We start from the raw sequence: 20,229 nt of genomic DNA on the forward strand, positions 1-20,229 counted from the left end.
GGTGTCAATTGATTTCGTTTTTGGCCAGTTCCTTAAAAAACCGGAAATGGGCATGAATGCTTTTAGACCAGTAGCCTCCGGTATGCGCACCGGGCTGGGCAATATAGGTAGCTTTAATTTTCAGCTCGTCACATTTTTGCCTGAACTGGTTATTGGCCTTATAAAGGTAATCTTCCGTTCCGCAATCAAAAATCAGGGTTTTATTTAAGCCTTTGATCTTTTCCAGCCGGTTTACCGGCGAATACTCATCGAATGCCCTGTTCTCTTCCGAATAAGGCCCCAGCAGGTTGGCAATGGTGGTTTTCTTGAACCCAGAATGCCTCAGGTTAAGCACACCCGATGTACTGCCTGCGCTCAGAAATACATCAGGATGGTTCAGAAAAAGGTACATGGCCCCAAAGCCACCCATACTGGCCCCGGTAAGGAACAGCTTTTTCTGATCTACCTGGTAACGTGCAGCCATTTCAGGCAGCAGCTCTTTCATAAAAAAATCCTCGTACTGCAAGCTATCGGCCTGCGGCGAATTCAGGTACCAGCTTTTTTTGAGGCCATCCGGGCAAACCACTATAAAATTATAGGTATCGGCCAGCTGCTGAATGTCGGTAAGCTTGCTCCATGACCGGTAATTGGCCGAATGCCCGTGCAACAGGAACACCACAGGATATTTATGCGCTTTTAAATAGTTAACCGGCTTATACACCAGCACACTGTCGGCCGTTTTAAGGTAACGCGATTTTAATACCACAAGGTCTTGCGCATTGGCCAGCGACAAATGAAAAAGCATCAGCAGAAAAAAACAACAAACCTTACTTATTAATTTAAACAGTTTCATTTTTAATTTTTATTACAAAGTTGATTAGCCAGCAGTCCACTTTCCTATAAAACAAGCACATTAGCCCAAAAACCCGGCTATACGCATGGGTACCGCCCATCCCAACTTTTCTGCGGAAACCTCTCCCAGCAGCCAATCAGTTTGTGAATATAAATATATTTTAATAACTTACATATATATATTATTATTTTTAATAAAGTTAACCTGTAATGCTCTCACATACACAGCTAGCAGTTCCCTCGATTACAAATAAATAGTTTTAATTTGTAGAGGATTTTTGCACAGCATAAAAAATGGGAAAAACTTTTTTTGAAGAACTAAACAGTGAAAACGTAACAGGGGTTGCCTATAAAAATGTAAGCCTCAAAAAAAACGTGCTCAGTTATTTTGCCCATGTGGGCAATGCCACCATTGCCGATCTTTGCAAAGAACTGAACCTTAGTGCGCCAAAAGTAACTGCCCTTCTAAGCGACCTGATACAGGACGGCCTGATCAAAGATTACGGTAAAGTGGAGTCTACCGGGGGCCGTAAGCCCAATTTATATGGGCTGGTACCCGATTCTGCCTTTTTTATAGGTGTAGACATCAAGCAAAACCACATCAACATCGGCCTGTCAGACCTCCAGAAAAACCTGATCAAGGTATCGGAAAAACTAACCTATAAATTAGACAACAACAAAGAATCACTGGAAGCCTTATGCACACTGATCAACGATTTTGTGGGCGAGCTAACCGTTCCAAAAGAAAAAATACTGGGCCTGGGCATCAACCTGTCGGGCCGCATCAATTATGCAACCGGTTACAGCTACAGCTTCTTTTATTTTAATGAAGAGCCCCTCAGCAAGATCATCGAATCAAAAACAGGCATCCGGGTGTTCCTTGAAAACGACTCCAAAGCCATGGCCTACGGAGAATTCTCGGCCGGAGTAGTGGGTACAGAGAAGAATGTGCTGTTCCTGAACCTGGACCACGGCATAGGCCTGGGCATATTGGTAAACGGGCAACTTTATTACGGCAAATCCGGCTATGCCGGTGAGTTTGGCCATATTCCATTGTTCGACAATGAGATCATCTGTCATTGCGGTAAAAAGGGCTGCCTGGAAACCGAGGCTTCGGGCTGGGCACTCATCCGAATGTTTAAAGAGCGCCTGCAGGAAGGCTCATCCTCCATCCTAACCCAAAGCCATAGCAATTTGGCCGAACTGGAAATGGACGATATCATTGCTGCCGCCAACAACGATGATGTACTGGCCATTGAGCTCATTGCCAGGATCGGTGAAAACTTAGGCCGTGGCATTGCACTGCTAATTAACCTGTTTAACCCAGAGCTGGTTATTTTAGGGGGCAGCCTTGCCGCCACAGAAGAGTACATCAGGTTACCTATAAAGAGCGCCATCAACAAATATTCTTTAAGCCTGGTAAATCAGGACACCATTCTAAAAATGTCTAAACTGGGCGAGCGCTCCGGCATCATTGGCGCCTGTTTACTGGTGCGGAACCGCTTATTGTCTTTAAATTAATTTGAATAATTTGAAAAATAACCGTTCTCTTTGAAGACTGGGACACAGCTGCGCAATGTTCCGAGGTCTTCTCTGAGAAGGTAATTTTCTTTTAACCCGTATTAGTCAAGCCAATCGGCATACCTATATATCGTACGCTTATGTCTTATTTTTCGAAAAACACCATCGCCCTCTCTAGATCCGGCTAAATTGGTGTTCCCCTCCAGGCCGTAAACCAGGTCGTTTTTTACAAATTCAACCAAACCACAATGAGCAATACGCTTAAGGCTGGCAAAATAAATCCCGTAAACAACTCCCGGCTTAGGCTCCTTTACCAGCCTGGAGGCCGGGAACAAAGAAGGGCTCCAGGCCGTTCGGGGTTGCTTGTACCCAGCCTGCCCAAAACAAAAACTCAGGTACGCCGCGCACCACGCTGCATGCGATTTAATATAACAGTAACCAAGATACTCCCTAATTCTTTTACCATCGTTTTGACGAGCTCCTTCCACCACGCCGATTTCTTTGGCGGCAATTCTGATAATTCTTTCATAATCTTCTGTTTTAAGTTTTACAATTCTCTCTCCTCCTTCTACAACACCGCAACCAAAGCCCCAATTGCCGCCAGCAGCAACAAGGCAAACAAGCACAATACAAATTTTAACTGCTCCCATATTTTTAATGAATCAAATTGTAAAACCACATCCGCCAGATGCGGCAGGTTCAAATAAACCCATATGCGCCTTAATAACCACCAGCACAAACACACCAACATCAAAAAACAAATAATGGCCAGCAATACCAGTAGCCAGATACTCTGATCTATCTGGCCAGCGGTAGCGTCCATAAAATTCGGGGCAGTATACCATACCATTATCAATACTATTGCAATTAAGTAAGGTTTTATTTTTTGAACCGGCACACCTACCGGCATTTTTAAACTCATTGTTTTCATAAATCAATTTTTAAGTCTAGAATAGGGGCCGTGCGGTTAACCAGCACAGCCCCTTGTTGTAGGCAGAAATTTTGCGTTCTCAGAGAAGGCCTAGCGTTTTCGCGCTTTTTCAGCGCGGATATGCAGCCTTCGAAGAGTAATGCTAAATTTCCCCTTACAACACAGTAAACGGCCCTACATAATAAGAGTCGCTCACCAGCTTACCATCAGCCGATACCATCGACAGATAAGCCTCTACCCCGTCACCACTCCAATCCGGTGGCAGCTGCAGGCTGTAAGCCAGTGCAGATCTAACCGCTCCGCCTTTCAGCGTCACAAACTTGTTTTTAGCGGGATTATACACTGCAAAGGTTACTTTGTCTGTGGCCAAACCATTGGTATCGCCGCTTACTGCTCCCCAGCTGTAATCCAGTTTGGCGCCAGCAGCAGGGGCAATCTGCGGGGCCTGCGGCAAATCCAGCAGCCCTTTGCTGTACACCACATTTGCATAATCAATAGTGTAGTTGGGGCTTGCCCCTGCAATGGCATTTTTCAGGTTCCAGGAAAGTGCCGCATTACGGGGCGACATCTCTGCATCGTACTCCTGAAAGCCTACATTAATTACCGCTGCAAGCCGCCTTAGCCAGCCGGCCATCAGCGCAAACTTCAGTCGCTGGTTTAGTTGTGCCTGTGTAGGCGGTTTGTTTGATTTTGCCGGGCGCATGGCAATGATGTTCTCACCCTTAGTACGGCGACCAACGTGGTTACCTAACAGACCGATCATGTCGTAATCGATCCCTCCTGTTAATTTTCCCATTTCTGTAAATTTTATGGGTTTATTGGCGTTTGCAACCTTTTTTTAGCTGTGGTTAGCAACGATAGCAGCTATGTCATTCAGCGCACAGTTTGTCATCCAGAGTGAAACGAAGGATCTAATAAAACTTTGGCAGCCGCGCTATCATCCTGTCTACCGCAGCGGCAAACTCCCGGGCGCTACCTTCCCATTTCATTCGGGCCTGCTGTTTAAAACACAAATCCAAACCAACCATCGCTTGCACAAATCTGCATTTCAAAACCCGCTCTGCGGTGTCCAGGCATTTCAGGTGGTACTTACAGTTCTGGTCGGCCCCGGTATCTATAGCTATGCTCAGCTGTTTCATCCAGCCTACAAAATGCAGGGGCTCTGTTATATTCAATATTTTCAAGGGCTTGCCCTTTACAACCATTACCAGGCAACCCCGGCGGTCATTCATCCGGTAAATGTTCATTACCAGTGCATCATCCTTACGCATTTAATTACTATCGTAAGTCTGGATAAAGGCCCTGCACTTTTGCGGGCCTTCTCTTCTAACCTAAGTTAAAAGCAGATTATCTTGCCTGCCTCACCTCCTTTCCTGTTAGCTGGTAACTAACCAGATACCTGTCAAAAAGGGCAATCAGCAAATTACCCCGAACGGCAAAGTCTGTCAACTGCATCTTCGGATGCCTGGGCACGTAAAGGCTATAGCTATACTGGCCAGTATCCAACCTGTATACATCAAATACCTCGTGCCGGTTAAAATCATCCGGGCTTTCGTTATCAGCAGCCAGTGCAGTGTGGTTGTAAAAATAACCTCCATCTACATAACCCTTTTTATTAACCACCAAAGCCGGTTTGGCCATGGTAAGTATGGTCTTATTACTGCCAGCTTTATAGGTGCCCAGCTCTATTTTAGCAACACTATTGGTGTCAATCAACCTGCCGGTACTTAATACGTTAAAGCCGGTATCCAGGTATACAAAAGCATTACGGTAATAATAGGTGTAAACCATACGGCCTGTGCTTTCATCCAGGTTCACAAAACCATCGGTCTTAAAAACATCTTCGCCCGGGTTCAGCTTTCGTACAATCTGCGCTTTCAGGGCATCCCGCCTCAGGCGGCTGCCATCAGCAAAGCTAAGCCTGCCGTAAACCGAATCCTGCAAATTATAATCACAGCTAAACAGCGCCAGCAAAGCTCTGTAGTTACTTAAATAAATGCGGCTTTCGCCTTGCCAGGTAATATACCAGCTGCCAAAGTTCAGTTCCAATGCGTCCAGCTTTTGCACGGCGTACCTATGCCCGCGCTTAAAGCCGTTCTTTTGCGGTTTAGGTTGTATATAGTAGAGCGTAACCACAGCTGCAATGCTGAGGCTTATCACCAGAGATAGGGTAATGTAAAGATTCTTCATAGCGTTCTTATATAGTGCGTTGAGCGTTCTTGGTTTAAAATCAGGGGGCAGGCCTGAGCTGCCCCCGAAAGTTAATTACTGTGGCCTTTTGCCCAGCACAGTAACTACTTCGTGGCCCGAAACGCAGTTCGGCGCGTCGTAAACGGTTATGCCGTCATACTCAATGCTGCAAGCCGTTCCGTTAAACTCAGTATCACAAGTTACCGGTGTATTACACTCGTTTTCCAGGTAATACGTGTAAGCTGTAGCTGTTTTTTTAGTGGTTACAGCTGAATTCTGGAACGCAAAGGCTCCCCCAGCTACGGCTAATAAAGCCACAGCAGCAAAAATTGCTTTTCTCATGTTTATAAAAATTAAAGATTTATGCCTACTCTTTTTCTTACGGGATTTTCAGCATACTCCCGATCCATTGCGCAGTTGAATATTTTTATACTAGTGTGTATTTATATCCCAGATCCCTCCGGAGTCGGGATGACAAAGCAAGTGTTGTTTTCTTTTTGTCATCCTAGTGCTGTTGTCATCCCGAGTTTCGAGGGATCTTTTCTAGTATCAGCCCCACCGCTGCCATAACCAAAAACACTGTATTAAACACCATATGCCAACCCCATCCCAATGCTTCTATTGCAGCCCCGCAACCACACAACTCCTTTTCCATTACATCCAGTACTATAAAAATGTAAGTGGTAAACATCGTCATCAGGCTTAAAGAACCATACAGGCCAGCCAGCCTAAAACGAGGAACCATCAGCATAAGCACCAGTACCAGCTCAACCACCGGCACTGCCCAGCTTAAAAACCCTGCATAAGGCGTTAACATCCCGCTTTGCCCCATCGTAATTACAAACCTGTTTAGCGCAAATAGCTTATCAAAAGCCGCATAGCCAAACAACACAAAATAAGCCCAGCAAATTATTTCAATAACCAGGCTATGCCAGCCCTTCCTGTAAAAATCCTTCATATAACTCATTTAAAATTTCAATCAATACTGCCAGTACAATCAGCTGTTCCATATATCTATAATTCCTAAAACTGCCCAGCAAGCCAGCTTCCAAATCCTTGCAGCGCAAAAGCAAAGCCCCGCACCATTCCTTATAACACCTGCCTGCCTTTTTAACGCGCCGGGCCAATTTGTACAACTCATCCGTATCAACAGGCGTACAAATGTCATAAGCACCCTGGTGTATCGTTTCAATTATGGCTTCGTAATATTTCAGTTCAAACATATTTTATTCAATTAGCCAAAGCTTTTTAATGATCTCTTCAATCGTCTTCCGCGCCATGTTTCTGTGGTCTGGCCGGTTGATATCCCTGCCTACTATCGTGCTTTTGTTGTTGCTGGCATGGTTCATCATGTAATAAGTACCGCCCAGCACATACATTACCACTGTTCTGAAATCTGTTTTACGCCCGGTAAAAAACTTGTCCGTTAAGGCCAAAAACGGGGCACCATCTTTTTCCCTCGCTTCAGATATCCGGCGCATCATCGTACAGTTCTCACCCGCTTGCCGCCATATCACATGCTGCATACCTTTATGTGCAAAAAGTTTGTCAAAGTTGGCCTGCAATATATCAATGAACATTTGCCGCACTTCCTGCTCTGCCGAATCCTGGGGCATGGTATACTGCTCAAACAGTTCTTTCCAGTAATCCTCACTAATAATGTAGGCCTTAATCAGGTTGTTCATGCCCTGGTAAACCCGCTGCACCACATCGTGCTTCATGTTTACCTTAATACTTAGCTGGTTAGAGTTTAAACCTTTAAAGCCGTACTTATTAATGTGTTCTTTGGCAGCCCTTAAGAGTTTGCGCCGGGTATTTTTATTGTTCCTCATTTATAAAAGCGTTAATTTTTCTTACTTACAATTGTTAGTTCCCAATTTCTTTTTCACATATGCCCAGCCTTCCAGCACCCGGTCCATCTGTGGTATATCGTGCGTGGCCATTACGCTCTGGCGTATTACCGCGTGTTTTTTAGGTACCGCAGGGTAACCGATCTGGTTGGTGTACACCCCGGCATAGAGCAGCCATTTGCATATCTCTGCATTCATGGCCGCGTTGCCTGTTTTTACCGGCACTATGGCGCTGGCCGAAGTTCCGGTATCAAAGCCCATGCTGTGCAGCCCATCCTTGAGGTGACGGATGTTTACCCAGAGCTTTAGCCGGTTTTGGGGCTCTTCATCAATCAGGTCTATGCTTTTCAGCAAACAGGCCGCCGCCGGTGTTGGCGCTACCGAAAATATGTGCTGCCCGGCCTGGTACTTCAGGTAAGTAATCAGCTCTTCATCACCCACCACATAGCCCCCAACATGGCCAAAGGTTTTGCTAAAGGTGCCGGTAATCACATCTACATCCTGCCAGGCATCATACAGCTCTATTACGCCCCGGCCGGTTTCGCCCAGTACCCCAACGCCATGCGCATCGTCCATCGCCAGTTTGGCACCATACTTTTTACAAAGGAAAACCACATCCTTAAGCGGGCAAATATCTGCAGGCTGGCTGTACACCCCGTCTACTATCACCATCATGGTATCGTACCTGCCGCAGTTCTCTTTCAGCTTGCGTTCCAGGCTCTCCATATTGTTGTGGTAAAAAGGCACATATTTTATTCCCCTTATGCCCTCGTACATGCTGGCATGTATACTGGCATCTACTATAGCAATGGCCCTATCCCCTTTTAGCAAGGCCATTATGGTGGCCGTGTTGGCGGTATAGCCGGTAGTAAACAATATGGCCGCCTGGCGCCTAAAAAATGCGGCTGTCTTTTCTTCCAGTTCCCTATGGAAATCCATATGTCCGCCTATGGCAGGACTGGCGGCTACGCCCATCCCATATTTTTGCATATACTCAACCCCCTTTGCTATTACCTTCGGGTGGATGGCATGGCCCAGGTAATCACTAAATACCATGGCCACATAGTTTTTGGGGCCTTTGCCATCCAGGTTTAGCAGCACTTCGGACCCGCATCCGCTTAAACATTCCTGGCGGTAGTTCCAATGCCCCCGGCTGCGCCAGTTGTCTACATATGCGGCAAAGTGCCGGGCCCACTGGTAAAAATTCTGCCCGGGTATGTATTCGTAATCTTTAAAACTCGCATTCGGAAAATCTAAATAAGGTATGTTCATATTTGTTGGTTTGGTTAGTTTGATGAGCCAAAGGTAATGGCCAATAAAGGGGCAGTGTTGCCCTTTTAGAAAAAATATTTTTAATTAAACAATTGATTTACAATGTATTAAACCAATAAAACAGGCATAACAATTCCATCAGCTTTGGCGTTATACCTGCTTTATTGCGCTAGTGGCCAGAAAGGCCGTATGCGCAAAATGGGTTTTAGAAGAGAGCTGTGAGATTTACGTTAAGTCATGGTTTAATTTGGTTGGTTTTTTTATGGTTTAAAATTTAGTTGTAGGTTAATACAGGGATAGTTTATACTATTTAATCTTTAAACAGGTTATAACTGGCTTTGCCAGCTGCAAACAGCACCAGCAGCAAATCCAGGTTTATTTCGGTTACATCTTCCAGCAGCTGTGTTTCCATTTCGGTAATGAAATCATCCAGGCTAAACTCTGCCTTAAACTGTAAGGTATAAGGGTAATGCCCCACGTTGCGCAGCAGGGTAGAAAGCACCACCAGGTCATCATTGTGCAGGTCTATTTCCACACCATCAGGCATTACCAGCTTATTTGCATTTGCCCAGAAATGGGCCAGTATTATGTTTTTGTCTATCATAGATTTGTTTTATATTTTATCCTTATTTCTGTCTTTCTTTGAAAAATTTTGATGACCGGCGAGCTTAAAAAAACCGGAAGCAGACCAAGCTCCCGGTTTCATAACTAAACTTTATTCATGAAATTGAGATGCGTTAAACCTTTCATATCATAACACTGAAATTGCTTACTTCGTAGCGGCCTAGCGTCTTTCCCGATTCTTCATCGGGAATTATGCAGCCGCCGAGAAGTACAGCTATTTCATTCCTCTCCAACATCCAGCACTTCCTGATAGCTCATCCCATAAAACTTCCCCAGTCTGGTAATCTGGTTATCGTTAGGATATATAAAATCGTCTTCCATCTTAACGTACGTTTCTACATTCATTTTCATATAGTCTGCAAGCTCCTCTGCGGTTTTACCGGCTTGTTCCCGTAGCCTGGCCATCTTCTCGCCTATGGTCATCTTCATCATATGTCTAATTACATTTAAATCAGCCAATCAAGCTATGCTCATTTTTCCAATACCTATTGCACCGGCCTTCAGGGTATCCACCGTTAATTCAACCTGTGTGGCCAGTATTTCCTGCTGCTGGGCCAGCTGGCGCAACAACACGCCCCTGGTTTCCCACCGCTCAAGCTGGTCTTTCAGGTTCTGTATTTCCAGCTGGGCCATTTCATAAAGCAATTTAAAGTCTGGTTCCTGTTCCATATTTATGTTCTGCTATTCCATCTCCTTTTTTCGTTTCAAATAAACCCAACCACTCCAATCCTGGCAGGGGCTGGGTTTAACCTAATTCTTGTGTTACACACACTAAACAGATCTGAGCAAAGTACTTAAGCTCAAATCCTATCGCCGCCCAAAGGGAAAAAAGGCGGCAATACTATCGGGGCAAGGTCAAATCCCCATTACTAACCACTTATTAAATCAAATCTTTATTTCATTTTCAGCCGCAGCACCGTAAAAGAATGCGGTTCCAGTTTTACCTCCAGCTTTTTTCCTTTAGCCACAAAGGCTGATGTTACAGGCTTTACCAGTTCTGGCATTTCAATGCTGTTTACCGCATTCAAATCCCCCTTTAGCACTGTCATTGTACCTTTAGCAGCTGCTTTCAAACCAGCTGCCTCAATAACTTTCAGTTTAGTAGTCCCTGATGGGTTTACCATTTTCAAGATCAGCTCTCCAGCCTTGCGGTCAACCGCGGCACTGGCCCAAACACTGTCCTGCCCGGCAATGCTTTCCCCGTTAACAGTTAAGGGCAGCACCTCCGTTCCGGCATTATCAGCAAACAACTGCTGCACATAATAACTCGGTGTGGCATAAGATGAAACATTGTCAAACCAGATCAGGTTGGGTGTCCATTGCCAGTCGTTTACATGGGCAAATAATGGTGCATAAGCAGCCATGGTTACCACATCTGCATTCCGTTCCAGGCCTGTCATCCAGGCCGCTTCGGCCAATGCACATAACATTGTATTTTTATTGCCCGGATTGCCAATCCGGATGCTATGGCAGGCATATTCACCAATAAAGATCTTTGGTCCTTTGCGGTCGTAACTGTCGTACTTGCCTGCATTCATCAAAAACCAGTTGGGCGTTTGGTAATAATGCTCGTCAATAATATCCACCTTCATTTTGCGCAATACCGAATCCATGTATTTAAACTGGGGGTTAGGCGTATAACCGGTGCTGGTAATCAATTGTATATTAGGATAACGGGCTTTTATAGCTTTGGTAAACAATTCCAGGCGCTCTACATATTGCGGGCCCCAGTTTTCGTTGCCAATACCCAGTAGTTTCATATTAAAAGGTTCCGGATGCCCCAATTCTGCTCGCCGTTTTCCCCAGGCAGTACTTACCGCACCATTGGCAAACTCAATCAAATCCATTGCATCCTGTACATATTCATCCATCTCATCAGCAGCCACCACCTCACCGGCCCCAAACTGGCAGCTCAGGCCACAGTTTAGTATGGGCATAGGCTCACATTTCATATCAGCACACAATTGGAAATACTCCATAAAGCCCAGGCCATAGCTCTGAAAATAATCCGGCATGGCCCTGCCCGATGCCCCGCCATCTTTCCATTGGTTGGATATCAGTTTTCTTTGTTCCAAAGGCCCGATTGTTTTTTTCCATTGGTAGCGGGTAGTCAGGTCATCACCTTCTACAATACAACCGCCCGGAAAGCGCATAAAACCAGGTTTAATGTCTGCCAGCTTCTGTACCAGGTCGGCACGCATGTTTTGTGCGGAACCTTTCCAGGTATCTGTTGGCATCAAACTTACCCTATCTATATCCATTTTTCCCGTTCCCTCAAACCGCAGCACCAGCCTGCCATTTACCGTGGTATCAGTTGGCGTAATGGTGCCTTCCAGCAGCTTAAATCCAGCGTCATTTCGAGCATCTCGAGAAACCTCTTGAACTGCGCTCCCTACAACACTACCCTTGCTATTAACAATTTCAACCTTCACCTTCAACCCCTCAATATGCTGTCTAACACGCAAACCAACCTTATACCCCAAGCCTTTCTTCACCGTTACCCCGCCAAATCCCTCATTCTGCAGCAACACATTTTCTGGCTTTGTTACCGTTACCTGTAAATACTTCGGGTTATCCGCATTTACCGTAGCCTGGTTAATGATCTGGAACACTTCGTTCCGGCCATAACTTTGCCTGGAAGGCACCGTTTTCCAGCCCATAAAAGCATCCGGAAAATCAAACGAGCGGTTCTTCACCAGTTCGGCATATAAACCCCCATCGGCACCACGGTTAATGTCTTCAAAAAACAGGCCCCACATGGTAGGCTGTATTTTCGCTTTAACCTTGTTCAGGTTTACAATATAATTCTGGGCTTTTGTAAAAAAAGGAAGGGCTAATAACAGGATCAGCAATAGTCGTTTCATGGTTGGTAATTTGGTTAGTTTTATTAAATGTCAATCTTACGTTTAAATGAAATAGTAAGGTTGATCAACTAACACAAATCTCAGTAACGCTGCTTTTTTCAGATTGCACTATATGGAATTATCATAGCACAATTTGTATTTCAGTAATTATATCCTCAGATCTTCAAACTCAAATGAAATATATTTCCTCATTTCTGACCGCCAAAGTGTCAAAACCTTATAAGTTTACAAATACCCACTAAACTTAAAACCAATTATGATAAACAACAAAAGTAAATTGACAAATTACGTCAACTTTTTTATACATTTGAATTATGTACCTGTTGCATAGCGCCAGCCAAATAAAAAAGGCTGCTGTGGTTAAGAGAATCGCACCTGCAGATCTGGTCCAAATTAATAACGAACGATTTGTATTTGATTGGAGTAATATGGCAAAGGATTGTGAGTTGTACCAGCTCAATTTAATTAATGATGATGAAATTTTAGGCATTATGGCAATTAAAGATTCTTCTGAACAACACTGGATTGAAATTAAGCTGCTTGAATCTTCCATGGAAAATGTAGGTAGGCAAAAAGAATATCAAAGAATTGCAGGTACCTTAATGGGCTTTGCTTGTCGGGAAGCTGTTAAAAGACATGCACCATTTCCTTGTGTTTCTTTGGTACCGAAAACAATACTCAAAGAATATTACATACTTAAATATGGAATGCTTGATGGATCTAAGTTCTTATACCTTGATGAAGAGCCTTTGTTACATATGGTAAAAAAATACTATTATGGCAGTTAAAAAGAAAGTTTTAGAGACCTTGACTCCTGAAGAGATTGCTGAGTCATACGTATTACCTTCTCACCTAACGGAAAAGGAACGTGAAGGGGCCGAGGCTGAATTTATCGCAACCATTAATAAACGCAGGTCCTTACACAATCCTACGTTAAACCTTAAATTCAGGTTACTTCAATTTAAACTTCTGATAGAAGATTACATTTCCGGAAATCATTATAACCCTGACTATAACTTCGGTTATTTTTTGAAGTTGTATATGGAAATTATCAATAAAACCCAACAGGATTTTGCAAATGATATTGACATCAGCAAATACCAGCTCAATCATTATTGTCACAACAGGCGGGAACCAAACGATAGTATAATGATCCGATTAGAAATTCATTCTAACAATGCTATACCTGCCGTAAGCTGGCTTAAGGTAGTTGAAAAACAAAAAGAACATTGGCTAAATACCAATCAGTTGCTCCGAAAATCTGAAACCAAACATGTTAGCAATAGGCTACAAGTTATCCTCTAATTACTCGTCAAACAATCATCCCATCTCCCATACACTTTTTTAACGTTTCATATAAAATATGAAAAATATTGAATTCTACATCCGGCCCACCATGACCAGGTCTCGTCCCAAACTTTGTAGCAATCGGTTTGTTATAATTTGAACGAGCCTCCACTCGATAGTAAATATAACATTTATCCGTAAATGGGTAGTAATAACTATTTTCGCTGCTATCTCTATTATTCGCAAGTTTGTTTGACGACAGGAGAAAAGTTAGACATACGCTTGCTATATATAAGTCAATTGCCCCCTTCTCATAAATATGTTTGTTTACTTCCGGGTTATAATCTGCAGAATAACTCTCCGACAACATCAACAAGTTCATTAATAGCGTTTGGTTATCAGGAAACAAGGTCTTTAAATATTCTATCAAAATTATAAAATCAAACAAAAAAGCCGGATAAGTTCGGGAAAGATCTCCGGCAAAAGAGATGTGCCTGCTTTGGTCAAATACAAAATGCGGTGAATGGTCCAGGTTACGTAAGGTTAACAGGCCTTTATCAATTAATGCAGAAAGAATGAAATTCAAACTACGCTTAAATTCTGAATGACCTATATGCTCTTTTATGGATGAATCAGTAATCCACCGCTTTGAGTTAAAAAACTCATTCAGCTTCCGTTTAATCACTTCTTTGGTATCTAAAACAAATGGCTTAACGGAGTAAAATTTATTCATATAGCCCCCGTAATCTACATCCTTCCCATACCTATGTTGATACATCTTTCTCACATTATCAATGTCACATACAAATACCACCTTGTCAAAACCAAACTTATTTTTTTCGTTTATTGAATCAAAATGAGCGCTAAAAATGTTAAACAACCTAAAAATATGGTCAGGATCTAGCCTATCCAAATCATCAATAACCAACACATTTTGGCTGCCTTCTTTTTTCCCTCGCAAGTCAGCTAGGCAGTTACTTATGATGATAGAAACGTCATCCATTTCACGAATACTCCCCTTTAATTTATCGAACTGTTTCAGGTATTGTTTTATCGTCATTTCATTAACGTTCTCTACCTTGTCCGAATAATCCTTAAATTCAACCCCTAGCTTATCCACGCTTTCTAGTACCTCGTGAACAGGCTTACCAATACCGCTCATTGCTGCTATTAATGGCTTAAGCAAACTGTTAATATTAACAGAATTATTATGCAATAAAAAGGCTTGGAGTCTAAGCGCTAGCGAAAACTCCTGGCTCTTCAAAGTTTCAACATCATCTTTATAATTTACAAGTAGTTCTGCTATGATGTCAAATTTGATCAGTTCAAAAATATCCTGGTTAGTAGCCACCGAGTAGTGAACCGGATATAAATTAAACGTATTGTATTTGTGGCTATACTTAGCAAAAAAATCTCTCAAAAAAGTTGATTTTCCTGAACCAAATGGCCCTGAAACCAAAATTCTAGAATTAACTTCTTCAGACAAGTGGTCAAAAAAAACTTGCTGTAGGTCATTCGATTCTATAATTATATTAGATATTCTTTTTCGCATTAAATAAGCCGTTTTAATCTTTTAATTTTTAAAAAATGCAACCTTCTAATTCCTTATACACATTCATATCTTCCTTAACATGCCCAGAAAGTGTTATCTTAAATTTATCCGGATTAATGGAGCTAGTTATTCCGCAAAAATTCCTGATGTGATTTACCAGACCTTTAACATCTTGGTTATCTATATCAGTCACTATCTTATCGTACTCTGCTTCATTAAATTTATGACCTATTGAATCGCAGTAACATATCAATACTTCTTTATCAAACAGATAGTTTTCTATCTCCCACCTTTTCATCATTCTATGGTTAGCGGGATTATTATCCAGATAGACCTGACGATCAGCTAAAGTATTCGTTCGACCAGAAGAAACATCCCTGTCTTTAAAAACCAAGATCTCGATATCAGAGAACACTTTTGTCAGGATGGCCAAGGCTATTCCACTTCTTTGATCTAATTCTGTGTTTCCGCCACTTGAAACAAATAGTGTATCGTGGTATTTTTCGTTAAAAATGTTGTTGAAAACAGTGGCGTCCATACCTTTCTCAAGGCCTCCAGTTCCAGGGTTGTGTTTTCCCTCACAGTAAACGATCCTTTTAGGGCTTATTAGCCCAGTTAAATCATCCAAAGCCGTTTCAAATATTTCCAACCAATTTGCCCTGGTATTTTTCATGGGTTTAATCACCTGAGGTTCTGATGCCCACTTCACTCCTTTTTTGAACTGAATAACCTGGCACTCCTCCTTAAGTTCTGATTGTAAAGCTCTTAAAAACCCGATACTATGTGTAGCAATCCATATTTGGCAATTCTTCCCTACTAACTTATTTATCTCAAGTAACAATTTTTTTTGGATAGACGTGTTTACATGTAATTCAGGTTCATCAATCAGGAACACTGTATCATTGTATTCATCCTGTCTTAAATACAAATCCAGTAAAATGTCCACCACTTCCTTCTCGCCCGATGACAATACATTAAATTCGAAAGGTTTTGGATGATCAGCTTTTTTAAAGTATAGAGTTCCCTGTCCTGATTCTATGTTACCAATGTTATCTATCTTAAGGTCCAGACAGTTCTCAATTGAAGCATTTAAATCTCCCACAATCTTTTCTTTTGCCTCGCTCGGTCGGCAATCCGTATCATTTAAATACTTATTAAACTTGACATATAAGCGTCGATAATTTTCCTCCATTTTATCGTCAAGGTCAGAACTAACGGTTGCGCCATAAGTGTTAAGCTTAATATCAGCAGTGGTTCGTGTTTCATCTACTTTTAGATTGCTGTTATAGCGATATGGACTTCTAAAAGAAAAAATTGTGTTCTGCAAACGATTAACCTTTCTGGCTTCTCTTATTTGATAGAAAGTACCCGCTATATCAAATTGTATATTAATATTTTCAGAATCAAAGTTGGGTAGTTGATTCATAGAATGATATTGGGGGCCTTTTTTTTGCTTGGCACCAACGATTTCAAAACTATTGTTACGGTATAACATTCCATCTAATACACTACTTTTCCCACATCCGTTAGGCCCTATTAATGCAACAATTCTCTTCGGGCTTTCCCCCAGATCAATTGTCAAATCATGAAATCTTTTATAACCGTTTTTAAGCTGTAGTTTTTTTATTCTCATATTCAATCAATTTCATTTACTAATCGAAGTTTAAGTCTGTTCATTATTGTCCAACATGTCATTCATAATCATAAGCTTTTCAATTATTCGTTTATGTCCACTTTCTATTTCTATAGGTACTCCCGGCCGCATATGATCTATTTTATTAATTATTTCAAGCTTTAATACCTCATAAATTTCCTCGTTAATTCTTTCAAAACGGAACCCTTTCAATTTTTCTTTAAAAGTTTCCAAATCAGAAAAGATCTCATTGAAAAAAGGTTCAGGTACAATGTCACCGAGATATGGAATACCTAAGGGTCTGAAAAAACTTAAAATATAATCCTCAAAATATTTATTATCATGCAATAACTTATCTTTCATCAATTTCAATGCAGGCTGGTATATTGTAACAATATGCGTTTTAGCATCTATCGATTCATAGATATACTTAAGCAAAGACATTGCACTATCATTGGTTGATGATGCATCTGCAAATTCGTCTTTTAGCAATTGTATCTGGATCTTTTGGATTTCAACTTTGTCTTTAAAAATTCGCTCATAGTTAGCAACTTCATCAGTTAAAAAGAATAATGTTAAGAATTGATGTAATAAATACGACCGTGAATGTATAGGGATATTCGAGTCTTTAAAGAACTTAATTAGATAGGTTTTATAGCTATTTCTATGCTCTTCAAAATATTGCTTGACTGTTTGCACTCTTGACGTGAAAATCTTTTCTTTTACAATCTCAAGCCAAAAGACTCGATCTTTGTCTATATTAAGAAAAACGGTAAGTATTTTATTTAGTTCGTTATTATTTTCAGGTACAATTTCCTGTAATAAGTTCCGCAATTCACCATATTTAACTGTTTCAGACCAGTTGTTAATTGTCACGATCATTTCTTCAGCGCTCTTAGTCAACAATACATTAAATTCCGCGAAAGAAATCTGGTCAAATAGTTGGTAAGAAAAGTAAAGGTGAAAGTTGCGAAGTCTAGAAAATCGCCGTTGATTTTTGCCGCTGCTGCTTGCAAGAAAAGTAAACGCCGACATTGCGTACTTGTTCACATTTACATCGTAACCGTTTTCCAAAAAAAATTTGGATATAACACGCTCATCCTTTAATTCAATCGATTCTCCTGCATTAAAATCAAACGGCTCTCTGGATTTCACATAATTATATACCTCAAGATATTTATTTTTAATAAGTTCCAGAACAAAAAGATCGGATATCTCTACTTCGTCTTTAAGGATTTCAAATGCAACTTTAAAGGAATTACAAAAACGCTTAAGCTCTCTAACATTATCTATATAATTCTCAAATATGTCTTTTAAATCATTAAAAGATTCTGATGATAACTTTTCGACTACTAACTTTAAAATTCCAGCTTCTTTTTGCCTTGTTTCACCAGTAATCAATAGCCTTTCAAGTTCTTCAACAAAAATCTTTTTTCTAAATGCTGGAAGCGTGATTGTAAGCTGAAAAATTTTTCTCAAATACTCTTTTTCGTTTGCAAAATCCTTTGTATTAACCAAAGTTTTAACAATATAATCCTGATCTAGAGTTACTATAAAAAAAGTGTTGACAAAATTTGCGGTGTTTCGTATTATCCTTAGCACCTCCATCACTTCTTTTCCGGTTAACCTATCTAAATCATCAATTAGCACGACGATTCTCTTTCCCGATAACTTAATAGCAGAATTAATTTCTTCCTGTTTCTTTTTAAGGGTGTCATCGTCAGACCAGTTATTAACCAGTGTATCTAAAAATCTATACTCGATTTCCTTGCCTGTCTGAAGTATCCTCTTAGAGTATTCTTTAAGATCTGCAGTTATAGATTTATTAAACGGCTTCAAGTTAACAGATAATGTTTTAAAAAATTCATCAACGATAGCATCTGATTTAACTCTCCAGGGATTAAATTCAAAGACCAGATTGTCTTCATTCAAAATCAAGTCCTCTTCTAACCGATTCAGATAATCCGTTTTCCCACTACCCCAACTCGCAAATACACCGATTCCAAAAGCATTTACAGTGGTCGTTGCATTTATATGGGCAGCTAGTTTTTTAGCATATCCGCCATTTCCATACAAGTCTGCATAGGTAGCTATTATTGGTGCATCCTCAATAAACGATAAATGTCTCTCCAATACATTAATTGGTAAGCTATAAACTTTATAGGAGGCAAGGCGCAGCATCATCGCCAGAATTACAAGATCAAGGTAAGAAATCCATGCAAGGCATAATAACTTTAAATGGTAAAACTCATATTCCCCACTCTGTCTAAATACACCAATGTATATTATTGAGATCCCTAACATTGTCACAAGAGATGAACCTGTAGGAATTAACAATTTAGACATATTCAAGATCGTATACCTAATTGAATACACCAAAAAAGCGATTAAGACACAGTCTATCCAATAAGAGTCGTTCGCACAAAATTGAAGTATGGGTTCAACGAGGATATCATTTAAAACTTTTTTAAAAGGAACAGCGAATAAAAAAGATAGAACAACGCCAATTAGGCACTTATAAAACCACGCCAACTTGACATCACTTTTATAACTTTCACGATCAAACTTCCCAGACTGTATTTCGGTTTTTTTTTTCACTATAGGCTGAACTTCATCGTCAGCCTCATCAGATTTATTTTGTGATTGAGCGCTCATTTTAAATGCAAAATGTAATAAACATTAAATATATAAAAATATTATATCAAACCAGTTCACGTTTTTTCTTCCACTCCGCTACCGTCATCCCGGTCTCTTTTTTAAAAAACCGGCAAAAATATGTCGGGTTGTTAAACCCCAGTTCATAACCTATAAGCTTAACCGGCATGGCGGTACTTACCGCCAGCCGCTTAGCCTCCAATAAAATCCGGGCCTGCACCAGGCCAAAAACGGTAATGCCTTCGTGCAACCTGCACAGATCATTCAAAGTACGTAAACCATACCCCAGTTCATTGCTGTAAAACAGCGGATCTTTCCTGTCTTTGTAGTTCGCTTCAATCAAAGCTTCCAGGCGTTGTAAAACCACCTGCGGCGATACATAAGCCTGCCGCAGGGTAGCTTCAATATTTTCGTCGTATAGTGGTTTGCTAAACATTTACTTATTTCCATTTTAATCCCCCTGCCGGGAAGGTGGCTATAATGGCTGGTGCCACCTTCCCTGTGCAAGAGTTTAGCTGCTGTACTTCAATAGCCAAATATTCATATCAGCAGGATTGCGTTAATATAAAATTTATTCCTTGGTATAAATCCCCTTCGTTTCCCAACTCTCACTGTTACTCTCTATACTTTTCCGCTGCAGCACCAGTTCAACCCCTACCATACTATAGGTATCTTCTCGGGTCAAATCTATTTCCTTGTCGTTGCCTGGCATATAAATCACAGTGGTTACTTTAAAGGATTTCTTGTCTGCAGCCCAGGAAAAGCTTTTCACCATTTTCCTGTTTTCATCTCCAAAAAACACCAGTTTCGTACCGTTCATCGCCAACCCTCGTTTACCAGTCCAAACCGAATCTGCGGTTTGTTTGATCACCAAAGCCTCGGCCATGGCATTGCTGTATTCAGGCCCGGCAACTTGCAGTATCTGTTTCAACTTCCAGCTGCCGGTAAAATTGGTTTGCCCATGCAGGGCGATGGCGATACCCAGGCATAGTATAAGCAGTATTATTTTCTTCTTCATG

Annotated in this window: 23 protein-coding genes; 3 read left to right on the top strand and 20 right to left on the bottom strand. The window is 41.3% G+C overall.

Features of this window, described 5'->3' with window-relative positions:
- Window positions 1-4: 4 nt before the first annotated feature.
- On the bottom strand, window positions 5-832 hold the full coding sequence (locus B9A91_RS01980) for an alpha/beta hydrolase (RefSeq protein WP_084236745.1): 828 nt from the start codon (window positions 830-832) through the stop codon (window positions 5-7).
- 293 nt (window positions 833-1,125) lie between these two features.
- On the opposite strand from B9A91_RS01980, the gene B9A91_RS01985 reads away from it, so the two are divergent.
- A complete protein-coding gene (locus B9A91_RS01985; protein WP_084236746.1) occupies window positions 1,126-2,352 on the top strand; it encodes an ROK family transcriptional regulator in 1,227 nt (408 codons plus the stop codon).
- 101 nt (window positions 2,353-2,453) lie between these two features.
- On the opposite strand, the gene B9A91_RS01990 is transcribed toward B9A91_RS01985, so the two are convergent.
- From B9A91_RS01990 to B9A91_RS02055, 14 genes are all read right to left on the bottom strand, one after another.
- Window positions 2,454-3,002, bottom strand: a complete 549-nt coding sequence (locus B9A91_RS01990) for a C40 family peptidase (protein ID WP_235012430.1) — start codon at window positions 3,000-3,002, stop codon at window positions 2,454-2,456.
- Window positions 3,003-3,014: 12 nt separating this feature from the next.
- Window positions 3,015-3,290 (bottom strand): hypothetical protein, encoded by a 276-nt coding sequence (locus B9A91_RS01995; RefSeq protein WP_084236747.1) that lies wholly within the window; start codon window positions 3,288-3,290, stop codon window positions 3,015-3,017.
- Between the two features lie 147 nt (window positions 3,291-3,437).
- Entirely contained in the window at window positions 3,438-4,079 is a 642-nt protein-coding gene (locus B9A91_RS02000; RefSeq protein ID WP_084236748.1) for a DUF6266 family protein, read from the bottom strand.
- A 115-nt stretch (window positions 4,080-4,194) separates the two neighbouring features.
- Window positions 4,195-4,554, bottom strand: coding sequence for a hypothetical protein (locus B9A91_RS02005; RefSeq protein ID WP_084236749.1), 360 nt, complete (start codon window positions 4,552-4,554; stop codon window positions 4,195-4,197).
- 76 nt (window positions 4,555-4,630) lie between these two features.
- Window positions 4,631-5,473 carry a hypothetical protein gene (locus B9A91_RS02010; protein WP_084236750.1) on the bottom strand — a complete coding sequence of 281 codons (843 nt, stop codon included), beginning with the start codon at window positions 5,471-5,473 and terminating at the stop codon, window positions 4,631-4,633.
- Between the two features lie 75 nt (window positions 5,474-5,548).
- Window positions 5,549-5,815, bottom strand: a complete 267-nt coding sequence (locus B9A91_RS02015; protein ID WP_084236751.1) for a hypothetical protein — start codon at window positions 5,813-5,815, stop codon at window positions 5,549-5,551.
- A 175-nt stretch (window positions 5,816-5,990) separates the two neighbouring features.
- Window positions 5,991-6,431 (bottom strand): MauE/DoxX family redox-associated membrane protein, encoded by a 441-nt coding sequence (locus B9A91_RS02020; RefSeq protein WP_084236752.1) that lies wholly within the window; start codon window positions 6,429-6,431, stop codon window positions 5,991-5,993.
- Window positions 6,400-6,696 (bottom strand): hypothetical protein, encoded by a 297-nt coding sequence (locus tag B9A91_RS02025; protein WP_084236753.1) that lies wholly within the window; start codon window positions 6,694-6,696, stop codon window positions 6,400-6,402. Before B9A91_RS02025 ends, B9A91_RS02020 begins: the two co-directional genes overlap by 32 nt.
- A 3-nt stretch (window positions 6,697-6,699) precedes the next feature.
- Window positions 6,700-7,305: a hypothetical protein gene (locus B9A91_RS02030; protein ID WP_084236754.1), complete on the bottom strand. Its 606-nt coding sequence runs from the start codon at window positions 7,303-7,305 to the stop codon at window positions 6,700-6,702.
- A 21-nt stretch (window positions 7,306-7,326) separates the two neighbouring features.
- Window positions 7,327-8,595, bottom strand: a complete 1,269-nt coding sequence (locus B9A91_RS02035; RefSeq protein WP_084236755.1) for an aminotransferase class I/II-fold pyridoxal phosphate-dependent enzyme — start codon at window positions 8,593-8,595, stop codon at window positions 7,327-7,329.
- A gap of 310 nt (window positions 8,596-8,905) precedes the next feature.
- On the bottom strand, window positions 8,906-9,199 hold the full coding sequence (locus B9A91_RS02040; protein WP_084236756.1) for a hypothetical protein: 294 nt from the start codon (window positions 9,197-9,199) through the stop codon (window positions 8,906-8,908).
- 239 nt (window positions 9,200-9,438) lie between these two features.
- Complete coding sequence (locus tag B9A91_RS02045) at window positions 9,439-9,651, bottom strand: helix-turn-helix transcriptional regulator (RefSeq protein WP_144008830.1); 213 nt, start codon at window positions 9,649-9,651, stop codon at window positions 9,439-9,441.
- A gap of 27 nt (window positions 9,652-9,678) precedes the next feature.
- On the bottom strand, window positions 9,679-9,888 hold the full coding sequence (locus B9A91_RS02050) for a hypothetical protein (RefSeq protein ID WP_084236758.1): 210 nt from the start codon (window positions 9,886-9,888) through the stop codon (window positions 9,679-9,681).
- 224 nt (window positions 9,889-10,112) lie between these two features.
- Window positions 10,113-12,083 (bottom strand): alpha-L-arabinofuranosidase C-terminal domain-containing protein, encoded by a 1,971-nt coding sequence (locus B9A91_RS02055; protein ID WP_084236759.1) that lies wholly within the window; start codon window positions 12,081-12,083, stop codon window positions 10,113-10,115.
- Between the two features lie 314 nt (window positions 12,084-12,397).
- Here B9A91_RS02055 and B9A91_RS02060 point away from each other — a divergent pair, with 314 nt between their 5' ends.
- Window positions 12,398-12,871, top strand: coding sequence for a hypothetical protein (locus B9A91_RS02060; RefSeq protein ID WP_084236760.1), 474 nt, complete (start codon window positions 12,398-12,400; stop codon window positions 12,869-12,871).
- Window positions 12,861-13,388 (top strand): helix-turn-helix domain-containing protein, encoded by a 528-nt coding sequence (locus tag B9A91_RS02065; protein WP_084236761.1) that lies wholly within the window; start codon window positions 12,861-12,863, stop codon window positions 13,386-13,388. Before B9A91_RS02060 ends, B9A91_RS02065 begins: the two co-directional genes overlap by 11 nt.
- A gap of 7 nt (window positions 13,389-13,395) precedes the next feature.
- Here B9A91_RS02065 and B9A91_RS02070 read toward each other — a convergent pair whose 3' ends face one another.
- The 5 genes from B9A91_RS02070 to B9A91_RS02090 all read right to left on the bottom strand — a co-directional run bounded on the left by B9A91_RS02070 (window position 13,396) and on the right by B9A91_RS02090 (window position 20,228).
- On the bottom strand, window positions 13,396-14,922 hold the full coding sequence (locus tag B9A91_RS02070) for a P-loop NTPase fold protein (protein ID WP_084236762.1): 1,527 nt from the start codon (window positions 14,920-14,922) through the stop codon (window positions 13,396-13,398).
- Between the two features lie 28 nt (window positions 14,923-14,950).
- Window positions 14,951-16,555, bottom strand: coding sequence for an AAA family ATPase (locus tag B9A91_RS02075; RefSeq protein ID WP_084236763.1), 1,605 nt, complete (start codon window positions 16,553-16,555; stop codon window positions 14,951-14,953).
- A 30-nt stretch (window positions 16,556-16,585) separates the two neighbouring features.
- Window positions 16,586-19,210, bottom strand: a complete 2,625-nt coding sequence (locus B9A91_RS02080) for a KAP family P-loop NTPase fold protein (RefSeq protein WP_084236764.1) — start codon at window positions 19,208-19,210, stop codon at window positions 16,586-16,588.
- Between the two features lie 46 nt (window positions 19,211-19,256).
- Window positions 19,257-19,646, bottom strand: coding sequence for a helix-turn-helix domain-containing protein (locus tag B9A91_RS02085; protein ID WP_084236765.1), 390 nt, complete (start codon window positions 19,644-19,646; stop codon window positions 19,257-19,259).
- A 135-nt stretch (window positions 19,647-19,781) separates the two neighbouring features.
- A complete protein-coding gene (locus B9A91_RS02090; RefSeq protein WP_084236766.1) occupies window positions 19,782-20,228 on the bottom strand; it encodes a hypothetical protein in 447 nt (148 codons plus the stop codon).
- Window position 20,229 lies beyond the last annotated feature (1 nt).

The organism is Pedobacter africanus, from assembly GCF_900176535.1.
Classification (GTDB): domain Bacteria; phylum Bacteroidota; class Bacteroidia; order Sphingobacteriales; family Sphingobacteriaceae; genus Pedobacter; species Pedobacter africanus.